The organism is Streptomyces sp. NPDC088794, from assembly GCF_044750545.1.
Lineage (GTDB): Bacteria > Actinomycetota > Actinomycetes > Streptomycetales > Streptomycetaceae > Streptomyces.
This window is the reverse complement of the sequence record NZ_JBIVKB010000027.1, coordinates 54851-73643: the sequence shown is the minus strand read 5'-3', so window position 1 is coordinate 73643 and position 18793 is coordinate 54851. Positions and strand designations below refer to the sequence as shown.

General features: G+C 69.1%; 16 protein-coding genes and 1 pseudogene. 7 read left to right on the top strand and 10 right to left on the bottom strand.

Annotated elements, in window-relative coordinates:
• A partial coding sequence (locus ACIP6U_RS46355; protein WP_401729316.1) for a LamG-like jellyroll fold domain-containing protein occupies nt 1-3272 on the bottom strand: 3272 nt, incomplete at its 3' end.
• 857 nt (nt 3273-4129) lie between these two features.
• Complete coding sequence (locus ACIP6U_RS46350) at nt 4130-4834, bottom strand: PASTA domain-containing protein (RefSeq protein ID WP_401729314.1); 705 nt, start codon at nt 4832-4834, stop codon at nt 4130-4132.
• Between the two features lie 314 nt (nt 4835-5148).
• Between ACIP6U_RS46350 and ACIP6U_RS46345 the strand changes: the two genes are divergently transcribed.
• The gene (locus tag ACIP6U_RS46345; protein ID WP_401729313.1) at nt 5149-5739 is read left to right on the top strand and encodes a Uma2 family endonuclease; all 591 of its coding nucleotides are present in this window, start codon (nt 5149-5151) and stop codon (nt 5737-5739) included.
• 39 nt (nt 5740-5778) lie between these two features.
• Here the strand turns inward: ACIP6U_RS46345 and ACIP6U_RS46340 are convergent, their stop codons facing one another.
• From ACIP6U_RS46340 to ACIP6U_RS46325, 4 genes are all read right to left on the bottom strand, one after another.
• Nucleotides 5779-6072 carry a DUF2180 family protein gene (locus tag ACIP6U_RS46340; RefSeq protein WP_401729312.1) on the bottom strand — a complete coding sequence of 98 codons (294 nt, stop codon included), beginning with the start codon at nt 6070-6072 and terminating at the stop codon, nt 5779-5781.
• A gap of 237 nt (nt 6073-6309) precedes the next feature.
• Entirely contained in the window at nt 6310-6786 is a 477-nt protein-coding gene (locus ACIP6U_RS46335; RefSeq protein ID WP_401729319.1) for a DUF4232 domain-containing protein, read from the bottom strand.
• 184 nt (nt 6787-6970) lie between these two features.
• The gene (locus ACIP6U_RS46330; RefSeq protein ID WP_401729310.1) at nt 6971-7399 is read right to left on the bottom strand and encodes a PRC-barrel domain-containing protein; all 429 of its coding nucleotides are present in this window, start codon (nt 7397-7399) and stop codon (nt 6971-6973) included.
• A gap of 179 nt (nt 7400-7578) precedes the next feature.
• Nucleotides 7579-9792, bottom strand: a complete 2214-nt coding sequence (locus ACIP6U_RS46325; protein WP_401729309.1) for a hypothetical protein — start codon at nt 9790-9792, stop codon at nt 7579-7581.
• A gap of 730 nt (nt 9793-10522) precedes the next feature.
• Here ACIP6U_RS46325 and ACIP6U_RS46320 point away from each other — a divergent pair.
• Nucleotides 10523-10840 (top strand): hypothetical protein, encoded by a 318-nt coding sequence (locus tag ACIP6U_RS46320; protein WP_401729307.1) that lies wholly within the window; start codon nt 10523-10525, stop codon nt 10838-10840.
• 381 nt (nt 10841-11221) lie between these two features.
• Nucleotides 11222-11863: a hypothetical protein gene (locus ACIP6U_RS46315; RefSeq protein WP_401729305.1), complete on the top strand. Its 642-nt coding sequence runs from the start codon at nt 11222-11224 to the stop codon at nt 11861-11863.
• A 164-nt stretch (nt 11864-12027) separates the two neighbouring features.
• On the opposite strand, the gene ACIP6U_RS46310 is transcribed toward ACIP6U_RS46315, so the two are convergent.
• The 3 genes from ACIP6U_RS46310 to ACIP6U_RS46300 all read right to left on the bottom strand — a co-directional run bounded on the left by ACIP6U_RS46310 (nt 12028) and on the right by ACIP6U_RS46300 (nt 15818).
• Nucleotides 12028-12393, bottom strand: coding sequence for an STAS domain-containing protein (locus tag ACIP6U_RS46310; protein ID WP_401729303.1), 366 nt, complete (start codon nt 12391-12393; stop codon nt 12028-12030).
• 670 nt (nt 12394-13063) lie between these two features.
• Nucleotides 13064-13948: a YihY/virulence factor BrkB family protein gene (locus ACIP6U_RS46305; protein WP_401729302.1), complete on the bottom strand. Its 885-nt coding sequence runs from the start codon at nt 13946-13948 to the stop codon at nt 13064-13066.
• 1594 nt (nt 13949-15542) lie between these two features.
• Nucleotides 15543-15818: a hypothetical protein gene (locus tag ACIP6U_RS46300; RefSeq protein ID WP_401729301.1), complete on the bottom strand. Its 276-nt coding sequence runs from the start codon at nt 15816-15818 to the stop codon at nt 15543-15545.
• 37 nt (nt 15819-15855) lie between these two features.
• On the opposite strand from ACIP6U_RS46300, the gene ACIP6U_RS46295 reads away from it, so the two are divergent.
• The 3 genes from ACIP6U_RS46295 (at nt 15856) to ACIP6U_RS46285 (ending at nt 17081) form a co-directional block, all read left to right on the top strand.
• Complete coding sequence (locus ACIP6U_RS46295) at nt 15856-16146, top strand: hypothetical protein (protein ID WP_401729299.1); 291 nt, start codon at nt 15856-15858, stop codon at nt 16144-16146.
• A 498-nt stretch (nt 16147-16644) separates the two neighbouring features.
• Nucleotides 16645-16953 carry a hypothetical protein gene (locus tag ACIP6U_RS46290; protein ID WP_401729298.1) on the top strand — a complete coding sequence of 103 codons (309 nt, stop codon included), beginning with the start codon at nt 16645-16647 and terminating at the stop codon, nt 16951-16953.
• Nucleotides 16950-17081 carry a hypothetical protein gene (locus ACIP6U_RS46285; RefSeq protein WP_401729296.1) on the top strand — a complete coding sequence of 44 codons (132 nt, stop codon included), beginning with the start codon at nt 16950-16952 and terminating at the stop codon, nt 17079-17081. The genes ACIP6U_RS46290 and ACIP6U_RS46285 overlap by 4 nt, the downstream gene beginning before the upstream one ends.
• 1024 nt (nt 17082-18105) lie before the next feature.
• Here the strand turns inward: ACIP6U_RS46285 and ACIP6U_RS46280 are convergent.
• Nucleotides 18106-18378: a hypothetical protein gene (locus tag ACIP6U_RS46280; RefSeq protein WP_401729295.1), complete on the bottom strand. Its 273-nt coding sequence runs from the start codon at nt 18376-18378 to the stop codon at nt 18106-18108.
• Between ACIP6U_RS46280 and ACIP6U_RS46275 the strand changes: the two are divergent.
• Nucleotides 18335-18505: pseudogene (locus ACIP6U_RS46275) on the top strand (hypothetical protein); the annotation flags it as partial. The gene ACIP6U_RS46280 and the pseudogene ACIP6U_RS46275 overlap by 44 nt on opposite strands.
• Between the last annotated feature and the right edge of the window lie 288 nt (nt 18506-18793).

Here is an 18793-nt window from a genome sequence, read left to right as displayed (position 1 = left end):
TCGATGACCAGAAGTCGATCATTCGGGAAGGTACGCCCTCCACGTTCCACGAGGCACCCCTCCCGAGTCCGATCCACAGGTCTTGAGCATTGCTCACCCCAGGCCGAGCCATCGCTGGTGCGCTGACCCATGACCTGCCCGGTGTAACCGACGGACTTGGTGAGGAGTTTCGCCGCATCCAGCTCCACCAGAGTGGTGGCCGTGAACGAGGCGCTGTCGTCCACGAGCGGCCCGCTGACCGCGGCCGCGTCGTCGACACCGTCCAGGACCATGCTCTCGCCGTCCAGCGAAGCACCACCCGTCAGGGTGAGCGACTTGCCGTAGCCGGAGGTCGTGTCCGCGATCGTGGTGCCGCTGCCGCGGGCCGCGGAGAAGTCCGCCACCAGTTCGGCGCCCGCGTACTTCTCCGAGATCAGCAGCCGGGCCTCGTCGTGGACCTCCTTCGGCGTCAGGGCGCGCTGCCATACGGCGGGTTCGTCGATCGAGCCGTGCATGAAGTCCTTGAGGACGTCGGCGTGCAGTACGCGACCGATCTGCAGCGGACCATCCGCGTCCCATGCGGGACCGGCGTCGGTGCTGCCCTGCAGGACACCGTTCACGTAGAGGCTGATCGTCTTACTGGTGGCGTCATGGACGCCAGCCACATGGGTCCACACCCCGCGAGGCGAGGGCTGCTTGGACCTGATCTCGTGGTAGGCGGGTTCGGTGGACAGCACCCGCATGCTCCAGGTGTTGTCGCCGCCGGCGCCGTACGACAGGTAGAAGGGGCTGTACTTCTGCGTCCACGGGCTGGTGGTCGGGCTCTGGCTCAGCACGGTCAGGGTGTGATCCGCCTGCGGATCGACTCGCACCCAGGCGGCGACGGTGTACGAGGAGCGGGTCTCCAGGACCTGCCCGCTGGTCGCGGCGTAGCCGGTGGTGCCGTTGAGGACCAGTCCCTTGTCCGTCACCGCGTTCTCCAGGGGCTGTCCCTCAGCATCGTGAGTGACCAGCCCGCGACGACCGCGGTCATCGCGGCTCGCGTCACCCCCCAGGGTCGCGTCGTCGTTGCCGTCGCCGGTCGCGGAATCCAGGGCGGTGCCGCCCGCCTCGTCGAAGTGCCAGCGTCCGACCGGCCCTTCGCCCGCGGCGACCAGGAAGTCCATCACGTTCTGTGCGCCCCAGCGACCTACGCTGTCCTTCGCCCGCACATACAGGCTGTACGTGCCGGAGCTATCGGGCGTGATGTCCTTCGACACGGTCGATCCGTTGATCGCCGCCGACCATGCGTCCGCGGAGGACAGCTTGTACTGGTAGGTGACGTTCGAGTCCCCGGTGGCCGGGGCAAAGGTGAAGGTCCCCTTCTGGCCAGGACCGCCTCCGGCCGGACATGTCGTGTCGGTGCAGGCGGAGTACGGGCTACCTACGGTGATCTTCGGTGCCTTGGGAGCGGTCGGGTCGACCTTGAAGTAACACCAGCCGGTCGTCGAGGCGTTCGACGGCCCCGACAGGTAACTGCCGCCGCTGTTGTAGTACGAACGCACCCACGCCCGGTACCGGTACAGCTTGCCCTCGGTCAGCGTCGACCAGGACTTGGTCAGCTTCACGCCGTCGCCGACATACCCGCTGGAGTGGCTCAGGTCGCCGTTGCCGGCCGTGGTGTCCGACCAGGTGCTGTCGCTGTTCTTGTGGTCGAGGTCGAAGTAGACCCGCAGCTGAGCGTCCTTCTCGCCGCCCGACGCGGTCTGTGTCGTCGCTGTCAGGGCCGGGGTCGGGTCGGAGACGACCGCCGGGTCCGACTCGGTTGTCTCACACACCGTGCCTGAGCCGGTCACCAGGCCGATGCCCGTGGGCCTGGCCGGCAGGCCGACGAAGTCGACCGCCAGCACGGCGTCGTTCTTGAACCGCTTCCAGGCACTGGTGTCGGACTCATCGTGGGCCCGGACCTCCAGCGTGAGCCGGGAGAACTTGCCCGCCGCGAAACTCCGCACTGTCGGCGTCAGGTTCTCGTTCGTCTCCTCCGGATTGTCGTTGAACTCGATCGGCGCGTCCGGGGAGTCCGGATCACACAGCGAACCGCGCCCCGCCGACACGTTCCGGTCGCCCATCAGGTCCAGCGCCTTCGGCCGGGAGGACCATGTGGTGGAGGAACTGATGTTGTTCGTGCGTACCAGGTCCACCCAGCGCGGCTCACACTGGAACGCCCACGGCTCGGTCACCCGGAACGTGGCGTCCAGCACCTGCTTACCCTTCAGGCTCGCCGGGGAGAACTCGAAGTACAGCCGCTGGACATAGCCCGGACCGCAGTAATAGCCGCTCCACGTACCGCACTTGCCCGCGCCCTTGCCCAGGCCGTCGTCACCGTTGCCCCAGCCGTACGACTCGTAGCCGTCACTGCGCAGCAGCGTGCGCTCGGACTCGCCCCAGGTCACCGTCGGATCGATGTACAGCGGAAACGCCGACGCCTCCGTCCCGGCCAGCATCTCGGCGTCCGGGATCACCGTCAGCGCGTCACCGGAGACCTTCACGTCCATGGTGGTGACGGTGTCACCCGCGCCGGGTTCAACGCCCTCCGCGGAAGACGCGCCTACCTCCGCGGGATCCGAGCCCTCGGTGTCCGCCGAGGATGTCGCCAGGGACGTCGGCTGCGCACCGGATGCCGTACTGGCGGAGTCCCACATCTGGGCGGGTGGAGCCCGGAAGACGCGGTTGCCGTCGTCGTCGATCGCGGTGAGGTTGCCCGCCTTCCCCTTGAGCAGACTCAGGCCGGTCGCCTTCAACGCATAGTCGATCTGCTTCAGCTCTTCCTGGGCCGCGGCCTCGGGAGACTTGACCACCAGCACATGGCGGAACCCCTCCACGGACGCCGTGATCCTCAGGTCGACGCCCGGAAGCACTTCGGCGTACACCGCGCTGGCTCCGTCTAGCTCTGGCTTGGGGAGCTTGCCGGGCCAGCCCATCTGGAGCGACCGTCCCGTGTCGGAGATCTTCACCAGCGGTTCGTTCGTCCCGCCGCCGGAGAACTCCATCTCGACCGCCGCGGCCTTCGGCGCCACCGTTCCGTCCCCGCGGACCTCCAAGGTGGCGTCCGGCGCCTGCCAGCCCCCGCCGGACGTGGGCACCCGCACGGGAACCGCGGACTCCTCCAGCGTGAAGGTGAAGCCGTCCGGGTTGGCGAAAACCGTCGTACGTTCCGACCGCTCCCCGGTGACCTCGACCCGCTTCCCCGACTCCTGGGCTGCGGCGAGCGCCTTCTGCCCCTCCGACAACGATGGCTGGGCCTCGTCCGCCACCGCCTGGGAAACCGGCCCCCAAGAAGGCAGAGCCGCCAGCACTGCCGCCGCAGCCGCAGCCGAACCCAGCGTCCGTATCGGTCTTCCGTGCACGCCGCCAGCGCGGCGCCCCCGTCTCAATCTCACAACCCCACCCCAAGTTCACGACCTAGTCATGACTTTTGCTTGATGCAACCTTTGCCATGGGTATGAGAGTGAAAACGTTGCGTGATGAATCTGTGACCGGAGAGGAAACGGTGCCAGAATGCGGAGTCTGTGGCTCCTTGTACTGGGCCCGTGCAGACAGACGGGCGACCGTTACGAGCTTGACGAGGATGCGCTGTGCCAAGAGCCCACGCAGCGCCCATCGGAGGAGGTCCTGCGTGAGCGGGTGGTCGAGCAGGGCCCGTCACGGCTAGCCTAGGGCCAAATGATCACGCTGAGCAGCGCTGACCCGCAGCGTCAGCACTGGCCCGCTCATGCCGTCCTGCCTCCGCCGCCGCGCTGCTCGGCTGCGACCTCCAGGGAGCTGAGGACACCTTGGAGTACTTACCCGACGCCCATCTCCTGGAACAGCCGGAGATGGGCCGCTACGGCGTCCACGATCTGGTGCGCGCGTACGCGACGACACTGCACGGCGACTGTGGCAACACTGACAGCTGGGAAGCGGTACGACGCCTGGTGTCCTACTACGTGACGGCGAGTGGGGCCGCCTGCGACCTTCTCTTCCCTGGACGGACCCGGTACGACGGGGCACCGGACCGCCGCCGAGTACGCGGAGCACGCCATGGAACTGGTCATGATCTCTCCCACGACGCGGGCGCGCGTGGCCGAAGGGGAGCCGACGAGGGGTATGACCAGGCCACCGTGTCCGGATGTCACTGCCAGCGGTAAGGCGTGATGCTGGGGTCGTAGGAGCAAGTGACCGTGGTGCCGTTGGTGGCTTTTAGAGTGCGGCCGTGGTCGGCCTTGGGGCAGAACTGGCCATCTACCACAGGGTGCCCGTTGGAGGTACAGGCATATCCCTGCTTCCCGTCCGGGCAGGTGATCAGGGAGTTCCCGGCGGGCTTGGACGTAGTGGGCGCGGGCGCATGGGTGGTGGCCGGTCGCGGAGTCGGGGGCTGCGTCGGGGTGTACGCGGGGTCGTTCGCCTGGTGCAGGTAGCCGTGGAAGCTGATCGCGCAGTCACCGGCCTGCTGGGCCAGCTCGATGACGACGGTGGTGCCGACGGTGACGGGTGAGCCGGGTCTGGGGGTCGTGCCGCATACGTGCCAACTGCCGTGGCTCTTGGGAAGGGTGACGTCCTTGTGTCGGGCTGTGACCGTGATCGTCGCAGTCGGCAGGCTCAGGTCGTCGAGTTTCTGCTCCGCCGCCCGGTAGCTCCCGCCACGCAGATCGGGCATGACCGTATCGGAGGGGGTGGGTGTGTGAGGCGGGACGCTGGTCCTGGTGGCGGAGGCCGAGGTGGCGGACGGTGTGGCCCCGCTCGTCCCGGCAGCGGACGTGCCGTCCGCGCATCCGGCGAGAGCGAGCGCGAAGGCCCCGAGGAGGGCTGCGGGAGCGAGGCCGCGGGATATGTGCATGTCGGTACTCCGTGTGCTCGGAAGCCGGACGCAAACCCCGGGCCGCGGCCCTGCGGGTGCCGCACGGTCGGTGTGCGTGTACGAGTGAAGAGCCGGCCTGGCTCCGATGGCCTGTCCGGACTGGGGCAGCAGCATCTCCGTCTTCGCGTTCCCGTGTAACCCTTACCGCGGGTATTTCGGGCAACCTCCCGCCCCGGCCCTCTGCGGAGCCGGTGAGCCGGGCCTTGGGTGTGGGACAGCCGCGTGGCTGCCGTGCGGGTGCTGGGCCCGGTACGGTGGTGATCGACCGGGCACCGACGAGGAGGTGGGCAACTGTGACTCTTCCTGTGCTGCACCCGCGCCCCGGCAATCTGCGCGAGGTCGCCGAGCAGATCGAGGCTTCCACCGGACTGCGGGTCGAGATCATCGGAGGCAGCCTCGTGATGTCCCCCACTCCGCGCGGCAAGCACGCCGGTACGATCCGCCGCCTGCGGGTGCAGATCGAGCCCCGCCTGTCAGAGGCGCTGGCGCCGTACGAGATGTCGTCGGTTGCCATGCCGGAGGATCCGGACGACTACGCCACCCCGGATCTGACGGTGCTGCCCGTGGAATGGGACGAGGACGACTCCTGGCTCGCCGACCCCCGTGATGTCGCCCTGGTGGTCGAGGTGATCTCGCAGTCGGAGAAGGCGAAGGACGTCACGGACAAGAACGGCTGGTACGCCCGCGCGGGAGTGGCCGTCCTGCTGGTCCTGGATCCGCGTACCGGTCGTTGGACCCTGCACACCCGCCCGAAGGACGGCGAGTACCACGGTCGGCTCGACGGCGTGTACGGGGAGGCGGTCGACCTGCCCGCTCCGTTGCCGTCCCCGATCGACACGGGGGTTCTGCCCCGTTACGGTACGGAACCTCGACCGCCCAGATGACTTTGGCAGCCAGAGCCCGTCCGCCGGTGTAAGGCCGGGTCAGTACGACTGCTCGGCCGTACGGCAGACGGGACATGTCAGCTGTCGGGCGGGCAGGTCGTGGATCACCTTGCCGGGGTGGGCTGCCTCGCGCAGTTGGACCGTCTCCGTACGCACGTGCTCGGTGCACACAGCGGCACCGCACAGTCGGCATACGGTCACGGCTTGCGAAGTAAGTCCTGATCGGGTGCACTCTAGCAGTTCATCGCACGGACCTCTCGGCGTGGCGGCGTTGTCCGTGATGGGGCGTACCCCTGTTTCCGGCGACGGAGTTCCCCGGTCGAGCCTCTCCAAACCTTGAGGCGGTGGCGGGATACGACGGGCTCTGTGCAGGTGCTGCTCCGGCCGCGTGTCGTTGATGCCGGTGAGCCGGGAAAGCCGGTCGATGATCGGGACCGTGAGGCGGGGCGCGCGGCTCGTGGCGGGGCGAGATCTCCGGGGAGCGTCATCGTGTTCGCATCCGATTTGGCGGAGCCCTACCTCTTCGCGCCGACATGCGTAACCTGCACCTGCGCGTCCTGGGCCGTTGGGTCATGGGTGGGAGCCCGGTTTGACGGCGTTCACCTCGAAGACGTCGCCGCAGACCCGGAAGGAGTTCGCCGATGTGCGCAGGGCCCAGGTCGATCCGGGCGGATATGCCTGGAGTCGCGTAGCGGGCTTCCAGCATGGTTTGTCGGTGACCCCGCGGGCGACGGTGTGCAGGGCCGCGTAGGCGCTGCCGCCGGGATCCAGGGTCGCGGCCGGGGCGGTGGGGCCCTGACGCGTGGCGCTCTCGCCGATCCGTTCGCCCGAGGCGTCCAGCAGGGTGACACCGGGGTAGCCACCCAGTGAGCAGGACTCCTCTCCTGTGTTGGTGAACACCACAGGCGCGTAACGGTTGCCCGCTCCCGGGGAGACGCGTCCCAGCGAGAGGCTGAGCTGGCCGCCTGTGCAGCGCGCGGGTGGGGCTGCGGATGGGGACGAGGCGGGTCTGTCGCTCGGCGGTGGTGTGGTCGGTGTGCCTGGCACGGATCCGGTGGCGGTGGCGGGTGTCGTCGAGGACGTCGCTGGCGTGGCCGCGTCGTTTCCGCACACGGGGCCGCCAGTGTGGCACCCGCGATCGTCAGGACGACGCGGATGGGCCGGGTACGGCGCCACCCGCCCGAGGGCCGGCCCCACGGCCAGGTGCCGCACCGCGTCCCGCCGTCGGCCATCACGGGCGCCCGGGCAGACGGGGGAAGGGCGGGTAGACGTACCCGATGCCCCAGAACGGGGCGTAGCCGTAGTGCTCGTACACCCGGTCGTAGAACTCCTCCTGCTCGATGAGCTCGGGGTCGTAGGCGGGAGCGTCGGCGACCTGCTGCCCGGTCCGGTCGATGCGCACCCGGTCGTCGGTGATGTCGGCGACGGCGTCGACCGGGATGTAGCTCTTCTTCTCGCCGATGCCGAGGAACCCGCCGTGCTCCACGAGGAGGAAGCGGACCTTGTGTTCTGCTTCGTCGACGATGAGGTCGCCGACCTTGCCGAGTTCGTTGCCTGAGCGGTCGGTGACCGTGTGGCCTCGTACGTCCTCGTCGGCGTCGGTGATCGCCTGGTGGGAGTCGGAGAGCCTGGTCAGGACGGGAATGTCGCCCGAGGGCATAGGGGTCTCCTCTCGGAGGTGTGGCGCGGCTGTCCGTGCCGGGGCGGAACCCCGGCGTTTACTGCCCGCCGGGTTTCCTCGTTCCGGAACGTCATGCACGGCTTCCGGGACACATCACCCGGGGGGACACGGTGCGGGCCGGCGGGTCAGGGGTGGGCCGGGACGGTCACGCTGTCCGTTCAGGCGTCGGAGCGGACGCGTTCGGCGTTGAGGGCGGCGACGGCACCCCGTGCGTCGCCGACGGTCGCGTAGTCGACCGCGACGAAGTTGACTGGCCTGCCGCGCAGGCGCTCGCACGCGTGGGCGCGTTCCAGCACCGCCTGGCGGGAGTTGACCGTGCCGGCGTACAGCCGCCGGGCGCCGCCGTCGGTGATGAAGTGGTTGAGCAGGAACAGTCGTTTGTCCGTGCCGCCCCGCTGTGCCGCGCAGGTCATCTCCGCGGGGGTGCGGACGGCGAAGGGGGTCTCCATTCCGTAGCGGTAGAAGTTCCGGTACCACGGGGCGGGCCCGTCCGCCCGCTGGGCGAAGACGACCAGCCGCCTGCCGCTGTCGATCATGTCCCTCAGCCGCGGCCACGGGCGGTCCGGGTCCGGGTCGGGCTCGTACAGCAGGTCTGCGAGCCCTGCCTCTTCGAAGGCGTGGCGGGTCTCCTGCGGGCTGATGTCGTCCTGGAGGATCAGAGTGACGATCTCCGTCGGGTGGCTGTGCAGCCAGTCGCCGATCTGCCGCAGGGTGGGGGCGAGTTCGAGGGCGCCGGCTCCGCAGACGGAGTGGCACAGCCACAGGCCGGGACGGTACGGGTCCACTTGTTTCAGGGTCCGGGTGAGCCGGCGGCGCAGTTCGGGGGAGAACTCGGAGGTGGCGATGCGGTCGGTGATCTGCGCGGGGCGTTCCCAGTGGTGGGTGTCGAGGAGCAGGACGCGTACGCCGGCGTTGAGTTGGCCGACGATGTCGGGGTCCTGTTCGGGGCTGATGAACCGGTTCGCGGTGGTGGCCATCGCGTTGTGCGCGGCGAGCTGGGCCAGCTCGTCGTAGCGCAGGCCGCACCACCGGGAGCTGCCCTGGCAGATGCGGGGAGGAGAGCCGGTCATCGCAGCTGGAGCCACCGTCGTACCGACGAGAGCGGACGCCGAGACGACGGCGGCCAGGGCCAGGCCGTGGCGCGGGGTGAGCGGGATGCGCAGGGTGGGCCGGGTCAGCCAGACCCAGCCGGCGGTGACCAGGAGGGCTCCGGCGGCCAGCAGGATCAGGACGGCGACGATGGCGGTGGCCACCACGCGGTCGACGGCGGTGGTCTGGAGGTCGTCGACCAGGCGTGCCGCCGTCGGGGGCCACGAGGACGGTGGCCGGTACGGCGTGCTTCCCATGGTGGCCCGGAACCAGACCGTCAGCAGCCCGGTCGTCGTGGCGGCCGCGGCCAGGGTCCAGCCCAAGGGGATGAGGCGGTGGGCGGTGGGTTGCGGGGCTGCCGACCACAGCAGCATCAGCGCGGTGACCGCGAGCACGGCGGCGGTCGGTTCCACCGTGTTCTGGAAGAGACGTGTCGCGGCCCGTACCCGGTGGACCCGCTCCCGTACGTCGTCCGGGGGAGCGAGGTCGGTGGTGAGCACCCAGGTGCGCCCGCCCGCGCTTCGGGTGAGTTCCGAGCCGGCCGCTGCCATCCGGTCCGCGACGGCCACCGGTGTGACGGCGGTCAGCGCCGAGGCTATGTCCCCGTCGTCCAGCGCCGCCGTCACCACGGGCCGCAGTGCGGCGCGGTCCGCCGCCGGTACCAGACGCAGCAACAGGTCTGTGACGGCGGCGGCCTGGTGAGGGGAGAGGGGCAGGGAGGGCAGGCCATCGGCCGGGGTCTCGCCCGCCACCAGCTGCTTCGCCACCGTGGACAGGCGTTGTGTGAAGTGCCCGTAGTCGGGTTCGGGCCGCTGTTGCAGGGAGGCGATGGCGTCGGCGAAGTAGGTCTGACCGAGGCGGGAGATGTTCGCCGTGATCGGCCCGAGGTCGACGGTGAGTCGGAGTCTGCCGCGGTCTCCTTCCAGATAGCCGACCAACTCGTCGATCTGCTGGTCGGCCAGGGCGCGCAGGGTCTCCGGCGGGATCACGAGTTTGACGTTGGTGGTGACGGCGGACACCGGCACGGGCAGCCCTCCCAGCAGGTCCCGGACGACCGGGGCGGTCTGTGGGCCGACCAGGACCTCGTCGTAGACCCGCTGGTAGGCGCGGTCCTCCTCCAGCACCTTGCCGTAGAAGCCGGGATCGAGCACGGTGCTGCGCATCACGGCAGCCGCCGCCAGCACGGTCAGGCTCAGCACGGCCACGGCCCGGACCAGCGCCCGGGCCCATCGCGAATGACGCAGCAGTGCTTGCACGGCCTCCCGTTTCTCGTGCTCCGGCACGGGTGTTCAGGTATGCGTGTCCTGTTCCGTCGCCCCTTCGGAGGGGGCGTCGGTACGCGTCGTTCCCGTAGGTGACGGTGCGCGGCGGCGGTATGCGGCCGTGGTCATGGCGGTGGACAGGCCCAGGCAGAACAGGAGCACGAGGGCCGGGCCGGCGCAGAAGACGGCCAGTGTGTCGAGTGTGGCGAGGTCCTGGCCGTGGTGGCCAGGAGGAGCAGTCGGAGAATCAGCATCCGGGTCACCTCACCGATGGGGTTGTGGCGCGGGCATGGACGGTGGGCCCTGTCGGGTACCCCCGGACTCGGGAAAGACACCGGCGACGCGTGTCTGCATCGGTCGGTGCCCGGACCCTGGGCCCCTGCCGTATGAAGTGGGCAGCGGCTTGGAGACGGGCACGGCACCGCGCATGTCGTCGGACTCGAGCCCGACGTGGAGCCCGTGCAGACGCTGACGGCGTTTGCCCGGACCTACGGCGTCCGCGGGCGCTGGTCACCGCCGTGGGGATGCTCGCGGACGCCGCGGTGGGCTGGTTCGACCGGGAGGCGCGGGACCCCGGCCGATCCCGGTGCTGGGAAGAGAGCCGGGCGCGAGCGACCGGCACGAGCGCCGAAGGTGCCCAGAAGTACGGTGCTCGGGGGTTTGGCCGCACGTTCCGCGAGAACCCGACAGCGGGTCCGGCAACACGCCGAGCGGAGATGAGTGGTGGTCGAGGATGGATGCGCTGAAAACGGTGACAGGGGATGGGCAACACATCGAGACCGGGACGGAGTTCGCGCCTCTCGCCATCATGGCGCTGACCGGCGGCGAGCCTGCGGGCGGCCAGATGGTGAGCTTCTTCGTGGACGACCCCGAGGGAACCGGAACCGACTTCCACGGTGGCTCCCCGGTCCGGATCACCACGGCGTCGGACGGGACGGGCACGACGGATGTGCCCCTTCTCGCAGGTGAGGCGCCGGGCATTGTGGAGGTGAAGGTCATCGCGGAGGGTGCGCGCACCTCCTTCTCCCTGACCGTGAGCGGTCACCCGGACGGGAACGGCGGGGCGTAGGCAGTGAGGTCCGCAGCCGGGAACCGAGCCTGCGCGAGACCGATGAGCAACGGACCGCCGGAAGCGTCCGGAGGGTGACTGCCGGGATTCGGCGGCGCGCCAAGGGCACCCGGCGGCCCGGCCGTGGAGGTGAGTCCATGAACGCGACATTCTCCCCGGGGCGCGTCGCGGGGATCCACGTAGGAGTGCACTGGAGCGTCCTGGTCGTCCTCCTGCTCATCGCCGCCGGACTGGCGGAAGACCGCCTGCCGGACGCCCACGGCGGTCATACGGCCTGGACCTACCGGGGTGTCGGGGCGGCCACCGCCGTCGTCTTCTTCGTGTCCCTGTTCGCACACGAGATTGAGCCACGCCGTCGTCGCACGGCACCACGGGGTGACCGTGGCCGACATCACCCTCTGGCCGCTGGGCGGTGTCGCACGGTTGTGCAGCGAGGCGCCGTCGCCGGGCGCCGAACTGCGCATCGCCGGGGTGGGACCGCTGGTCGGTCTGGTCCTCCGCGCGCTGTTCGGTGCCCTGTCCGGTCTGTTCGGCGGCCTGTACGGTCCCGAACTGCTCGTGGAGGCGCCGGCCTGGCCCGCCGGGATCAACATCGCCCACGGTCGCTGCGGGGCGGTGGCCAGTTGCCCGCGCCAGGGGACCGTCGCCACGTGGCTGCTCCTGGTCGGTCACGAGCCGGCGGATGCGTCCCGATTGCTCGGCGACGTCGACGTCGACCAGCGAGCCCTTGGCAAGACCTGTCGCAGCCAGGACCGCCGTTCCGAGCGGATCGTACGACGCACGGGCGGGCTCGCCGGGGGCGATGGCCTTTCGCGGCGGATGGGATCGGCCCGCTCCCCCACGACCACGTCGAGGCCGAACGACCGGACGTCCTTCCACTTGAGGGTGTGGTGCCCGTGGCCACATGTCCCGAGCCGCATTCCGGTGATGGGCGCGGGTGATGGCGTGATGGCGCAAGCGGCGACTGTTCCGACGGTCTCCGCCGTCGCCAGGTTCGTGACGGCCGGCCCCTGGTCTCGGTGAACAGCATGGGTCAGTCCTCCCGAGACGCTCCCCGAGTTGGTGCGCAACCAATCCGGCGCGGTGCCGAACCCATCCAGGCCACCCGCCACCCCGTCCTCGGCGGAGGCATCGGGCACGAGTGTCCCGGCGGTCAGTTGGCCCACGGCAGGTCCGTTGACGATCCATCACGGCTCCACATGGGCCCGGATTGCCTCGTCGACTGTGTCATGGACTGTCAGAGTGTGTTGCAGCCCCGCTGCCAGGACGGCTTCACGGACGCTGGACGGCCCGGCGAGGGCAAGGGTGCCGCCCCGGGCTTTGATCGCGAGCCAGACGCGGGCGACGGCCCTGATCCCGACAACGCCGTCGAGGAGTTCCACCCGGCCGAAATCAATCACGAAGTGGCGGTTGCCCGCCTCCAACAGGCCCCGGAACGGCAGACGCAAGGTCGAGGCGCTGAACGCGTCGATGCCTCCGACGGCCTCGAGAACAACTACTGAGCGGTCGGTCGATCGGATGTCGACTCGCAGCGGTGTGGGCCGGTCTTCCACGGCTCGTCTCTGCCCCTTCACTCGCGGTTTCTTGGTATGGCGTTCCGTCGGCGGTGATCACGAAGACATCGTTGAGCCCGGTGATGTGCGGCAACATTTCCTGGAAGCGGTAGTGCAGCGAGAGCGAACCGGCCAGCGGATGTCATTGCCTTGTTGCGCGCGGTGCTCGGCACCCTGTGGAACGCGGCGTAACGAGGTGGAGTCCCGTGAGGTTGTCGGCCCTCGGCGGCTGGTAGCCGGTGAGGGCCGTACGGCGTTCGCCATCCGCGCTGCACGGTAGGCGGACGATCGGGGTCCATGTGCACCGCCAGTGGACGTTCGCACTTGTCGGACACTGCTCACTCTCCCCAGTAGGCACCATATGCTCTTGTCCGAGCTGGAACATGCGGCCCTCAGGCACTTGAGACCAAGCCGAGACGCGGACACCTCGACCATTTGCGGCCAGCAGGAGCAGACGCTTGTACCTGGGCCCGGAAAGACGGAAACCACTCCCACCCGGATGCAGGTTCCCGCAGCGCGCACCCCGGATTCCCGACAGTGCCGGGCGCGCCTGGACCCCTCCCCCTACTACCTCGTCTTGTGTCCTCCCCGGATCGGCCGCGCCGATCGACCTGCCCCGACAGCCGGACCGAACAGTCGAACACCGCCAGAGAAGGGCGGGAGGGGCTGCTCAAGGCTGGCGGAGACTCGCGAGTTCGGCGTTGAACTGCGCTCCGGCGAGGAGCGCGAGGTTGGACATCCACAACCAGACCAGGAAGACGACGAGGCCCGCGAGGGACCCGTACAGACGGTCGTAGGTGCCGGCGTAGGTGGTGTAGAGAGTGAAACCGACCGAGGCCAAAAGCCACAGGAAGACGGCGAGCAGGCCGCCGACAGTTCGTTGGCGCAGGCCGTAGGCGGTGGTCTGCCCGGAGCGGAACAGCACCAGGACCAGTACCGTGACCAGGCACGTCAGCAGCGGCCACTTCAGGATGTTCCACGCGGTGACGCCGGCCCCGTCCACCCCGACGACCCGGCCTGCGGCAGGGGCCGCATCGCCGGTGAGGACGAGGACCACGGCACTGGAAACCAGCAGTGTCAGCAGCAAGAACGCGTTGATCACGGTCAGGGGGGCCTTCTTCCACAACGGGCGTCGGTCCCGGACGCCGCTCATGGCGTGCAGGGCGCGACGGAAGACACTCAGGTAACTGGAGGCCGACCACAGCGCGGCCACGGTACCGAAGACGGCCAACAGCCGTGCGGGGGCCTGCTGTTCGGCCATGCTCTGCAGAGCCCGCAGGATGGCGGGGCGCGACCGGGTCGGCACGACGGCGGCCACCTGGTCGACCAGATGCCGGGTGCCCGGTGTGCCGACGATTCCGATCACCGAGAGCGTCACCAGCAGGGCCGGGAAGATGGTCAGCACCGCGTAGTAGGTCAGCGCGGCGGCCCAGTCGGTCGCGTCCTCGTTCCACAGCGCTGCGGGCGTCCTACGCAGTGCGGCCCGCCAGGCCGACCTGGCGGAGCCCGCCATCGGACACGAGCGGTCATCCGCGGATGTCGGAGGCTGGTCCATGGCCACAGGGTGTCCCGTCGGTGAACGCACATGACGGCGCCGGAGAAGGTCGGCCTCACGCGCGGAGAGTGTGCAAGTGGACTGTCGTTACCGGCCGACAGGGCCAGAGTACGGGTCCGGCGAGCGGCCGTCAGCAGGGCTGTCGGGCAGCCTGCGCCAGCTGGGTGGCACCTTCGCGTGAGGTTCCTGAGTGCCCGGACGGACCGTTGAGTGCTGTCGTCGGTCAGGCTGACGCGCGAGACTGCGGAGTGCTCTTCCGTCTTCGATCGATCGGGAGTCGAACAGAGCGAGATGCTGCCGGCAGACGCGTAGCGCGTAAGTTCAGGATCCTTCGGCGTGGTCGTAGTCCGGTGCAGAGGGAGACCTCTTTCGGTCCTGTCTCACGATCCAGGCTATGACGGGAACACCCAACAGGCCGACGGGCGCCATTTTGAACGGTGGCGGGACGAACGCGATGCCGACCACGGCCACAAGGAGTGCCACGGCCAATACCTTCAGCAGCATCGATGGACGCCGGTCCAGGCGGCGCAGGACATCGGTGAAGGCTTCCCCACCGCCTGCACGTCCGCGGGGCGGGCGTCCCCCTCGGTCTCTGGATCGCATGCCCGCATGCTTCCAGATGGGGAGGCTGTCCGGAAGGCGACCATGGTGCTCGGAACAGCTGTGAGCAGGGCAGCACGATCGCGAACGCCCAGACCCTGTGCCGTTTTCCGGTGCAGGGACGGGTCCACTGGCCCAGGAAGCCGTAGTCGATCTGGGCCTCCTCGGCCGGCTCGATCTCGTCGCGCAGGACAGTGACCTGCGAGCGGCTCACCTCGTCAGGCAGCGTGGCGTGCACCCAGCGGCGGAACGAGGATATCGACACCTTCAGCTTGTGCCCGTTCCGCAGCCGCTGGTGGATCGTGGAGACCGTCACCGTCCCCAACAAGTCCGCGATGTAGTCGCGGTGTTCGTCGATGTCGGACCAGGTGACCTGCCGCAGTCTCCGGTCGACGAGGCCGGGGAACCATCCCTCGATCAGCCCGGCCCAGTCCGCCTCGCTCATCGGCGGGCCGCCCGGGATGATCCCTGCCGCCTCTGCCGGGGCCAGGTACTTCCTGACTGTCTTGCGGTCCACTCCCGGCGATGCGGCGAGCGCGCTCTTCGAGCGGCCCGCGTACCAGTGGACGTAGATCTCGGTGATGCAGACCACGACGAACGTTCTCCTTGCCATCCGGGCTGCCCATCGGCCTGCCGAACCACGGGACGAGGAACACGGACAGCACGACCAGGTCCCTTGATCCCGAAACCGCACAGGATGGGTAAAACCGTCATCGATGCCGGTTTGGCGGGCAGGTTTCTCCCAGGTCGGCGAGTACCGGCGCAGCACATGCCGGCAGTAGCGCACGCCGGGCAGCAGGCCGCAGCTGCCCGGACGACCGCGTGCTCACCCCTACGCCGCCAGCCGCACAGACGGTATGACTCGGACGGGGAGCCGCCGCGCCCGCGCCAAGCCCGCTGCTCCGACCGCGCGTTGGGTGATCGACCGACCCTGGGCAGCGGCCACGGACAGGGTGGGTGCCGCTCGGCGGGAGCCGCCGAGCGGCACTGCCTTTCAGGCGACCCACGTCTTGGCATGTACGCGCAGATAGCCGACGAGTTCGGGCGGTTGAAGTTCCAGCGCTGCCAGGGTAGACGCGTCCGGCGCGACCCGGACCGTCGAGAAGTCGCCGGTATCGGCATCGTCCGGCTCGGGGCCATCCCGACGGTTCAGATCCATGTCCAGCACCTCGGCACGGAAGTAGTGCCGCACGATAGTGACCTTGGCGTCCGGCTCGGTCAAGGTCAGGAACTCGGTGGCAGTGCCGATCGTAGCGCCGAGCTCTTCCATGACTTCGCGGCGCAGGGCCGGTTCAAGGTCGGGCCCGGTGGCCTTCTGGGTCGAGAGCGGCTACCAGCTCAGCCGGGGCGTGGTGGCGGCGCGGAGGGTCGTACGCTTCCTGCGCCTGGCACCACTGGAAGACACCGGCACCCGGGACGCCCCCGCCGAACCGTCGGTACTCCACGATCCCGAGTCGGGGGTACGAGTGCTGCCGGGCCGCCTGACGGCACTGGCCGGCGCAAGCCCCGCAGACACGGCGACGGTGATCGACCGCCTGGGCAGATACACCCCGTCGACGGCGACGTGGGGCGGGTTCCGCTGGACGAGATCACGGTGACGCGTCAGGCGGCCATCTTCTTCTTGAAGCGGATACCCCTCATGACATCTCCATCCATCGATCACCGATAGTGGGGGGATCTTCACAGACAGGCGGATGCCATGACCATGAAGCGACGTGATCGGGACCTGCCCGGGTTCGTCACGTGGGGCCGAGGGCTCGGAGGGGTGACCGAAGTGCCAGGTTCTGCATTCCGGCTCTCCGGTCGCTGCCGCCCCGACTCCGGCGCGAACCACTGCACGGCCTATTCGATGGGCGAGCGTTATCACCCTGGGTAACCTGCGACCTCACCCACAAGACCAAGATTGCGCATCGTCGCCCGACCCCAGCACTGCGCACATAGCCCGGATTCTGACGTTTCTGCAGGAGCCAGTGCCAACGAACTCGCGGAACCTACACCCCGGCCACCACGAGTCCGCCGGCCGCACCAAGAACACCTAGGTCCGGCCCGGCAATCCCTACCTCAAAGGGGCCCTCGGTCTTGCGGCTTTCGGCGCGGTGAGAACCAAAGCCACCTATCTGCAGGCCCGCTACAAGCGGCTGACCGCCGGCCGCGGCCCGCTCAGGGCCCTGGTCGCCGTCGAACACTCGATCACCACCGCGATCTGGCACATGCTCACCGACAACACCGCCTACCAGGAACTCGGCGGCACCTACTTCACCCAACGCGACCCCGGACGCGCCGGTGTCCGGGGCGACTCAGCGCATCAGGCCGGGAGAGACCTGACGGGGTGTCTGATCGCGTTGGTCACGCGGTGGCCGCGTAGGTCACGGAAATGCCGCATCGTCGCAGGTCAAAGACCATGACCGCGGAGACGGCCGGGGCCGCCACCCCCGGCGTCACGGCCTCCACCGCGACGAGCGTCGCGAAGTACGCCTACGACGACACCGGACGCCTGCGCGAGACCTGGGCCCCCGGCTCTCCTCGGCGCTGAAGACGACCTACGGGTACGACTCGGCGGGCCGGGTTACCCAGTTCACGCCGCCCGGCCAGCTCGCGGGGACGTTCGGCTTCGGCAAGGTCGGCACCGATCCGGTCTCCGGTGACGGCATGCTGCTCAAAGAATCCCGCCCGACCCTGAAGGCTGGCTCCGCCGACGAACTTGACGGCAACACGGCCCAGACGTCCGTCGTCTACGGCGTCCCGCTCACCGGCACCAAGGCTCCCGAGGCCATGGGCACCCGCGACGTCGCGAACTGGGGGCAGCTCGACGCCCCTTCGGATGCCACCGCCGTCTTCCCCACAAGCTCGGTCCCGGCGTCACACGACGGCGCCTCCCTCACCACGGGCGACTACGGCCAGGCCCTGGTGCACTACCTCAACGCCTCCGGCCGCGAGGTCAACACCCTGGACGCCGCCAAGAACATCACTACCACCGAATACGACCAGTTCGGCAGCGCCGTCAGAGAACTGTCCGCGGCCAACCGCGCACTGGCACTCGGCGCCACGGCCGCCGACAAGGCGCAGCTCGCCGACCTCGGTATCGCGGGACTGCCGGTGGCGGAGCGCGCCGAACTCCTCTCCAACCGCGGCACCTACAACGCCGACGGCTCCCGAGAGGTGGAAACCCTCGGCCCGCTGCACCGGGCCGTCCTGGACACCGAACTCAAGGACGGCACTACCACGGTGCTGGCCGCGGGCGACCAGGCGATCGTGCGCCACCGCATGGTCAGTGAGTACGACGACGGCCGCCCGACCGACGGCACAGCCACCGTCTCGGACAAGGTCACCAAGCGCACCGAAGGAGGCCAGCCACGCAACTGGCCGACGCTGACGGCCGATTCCCGAGTGACACAGACGGTCTACGACTGGGTGGTGCGCGAGCCCACCAGTACAATCCAGGACCCGGGCGGCCTGGCCATCACCGAGAAGGCCACCTACGACACCGCCGGACGCCAGATAATGCGCAGCCTGCCCGCATCCACCGCATCCGACGCCCGCACGCTGATCACGGACTACTACACCGGCGACGGCACCGGAGCCTGCGGCCGGCCCGCGTGGGCCGATGAGGTCTGCCGTACCCGCCCCGCCGCGGCGATCACCGGCGGCGGCTCCAACCCGACCCAACTGGCGACCACGACCGCCGAGTACGACCGCTGGGGCGAGACCTCCAAACTCACGGAGACCGCCAACAGCACCACCCGGGTCAAGACCACCGAATACGACGACGCGGGCCGCACGAAGACCGTGACGATCACCGGGGGCACCGGCACCACCATCCCCGCGGTCACCACCACCTACGACCCGGTCAGCGGCAGGGTGGCCGAGATTGCCTCCACAGGCGGCGGAATCGTCAAGAAGGCGTATGACAAGCTCGGCCGCCTCATCTCCTACACCGACGCCGACGGAGGGGTGACCACCAGCCAGTATGACGCCGAGGGCCACGCCGTCCAGGTCAGCGACAGCGTGCCCTCCAGCACGAGCTACGCGTACGACACGAGCGTCGATCCCCGCGGCCTGCCCACCTCCATCACCGACTCCGTGGCGGGACCCTTCAGCGTCCGCTACGACGCCGACGGACAGGTGAGCTCCCAGAAACTCCCGGGGGGCTACACCATGAGTCAGAGCACCAATCCGGCCGGCATGGCGACGCAGCGGACGTACACCCGCGACAGCGACAGTGAGGTTCTCTTCGCCGAGACCATC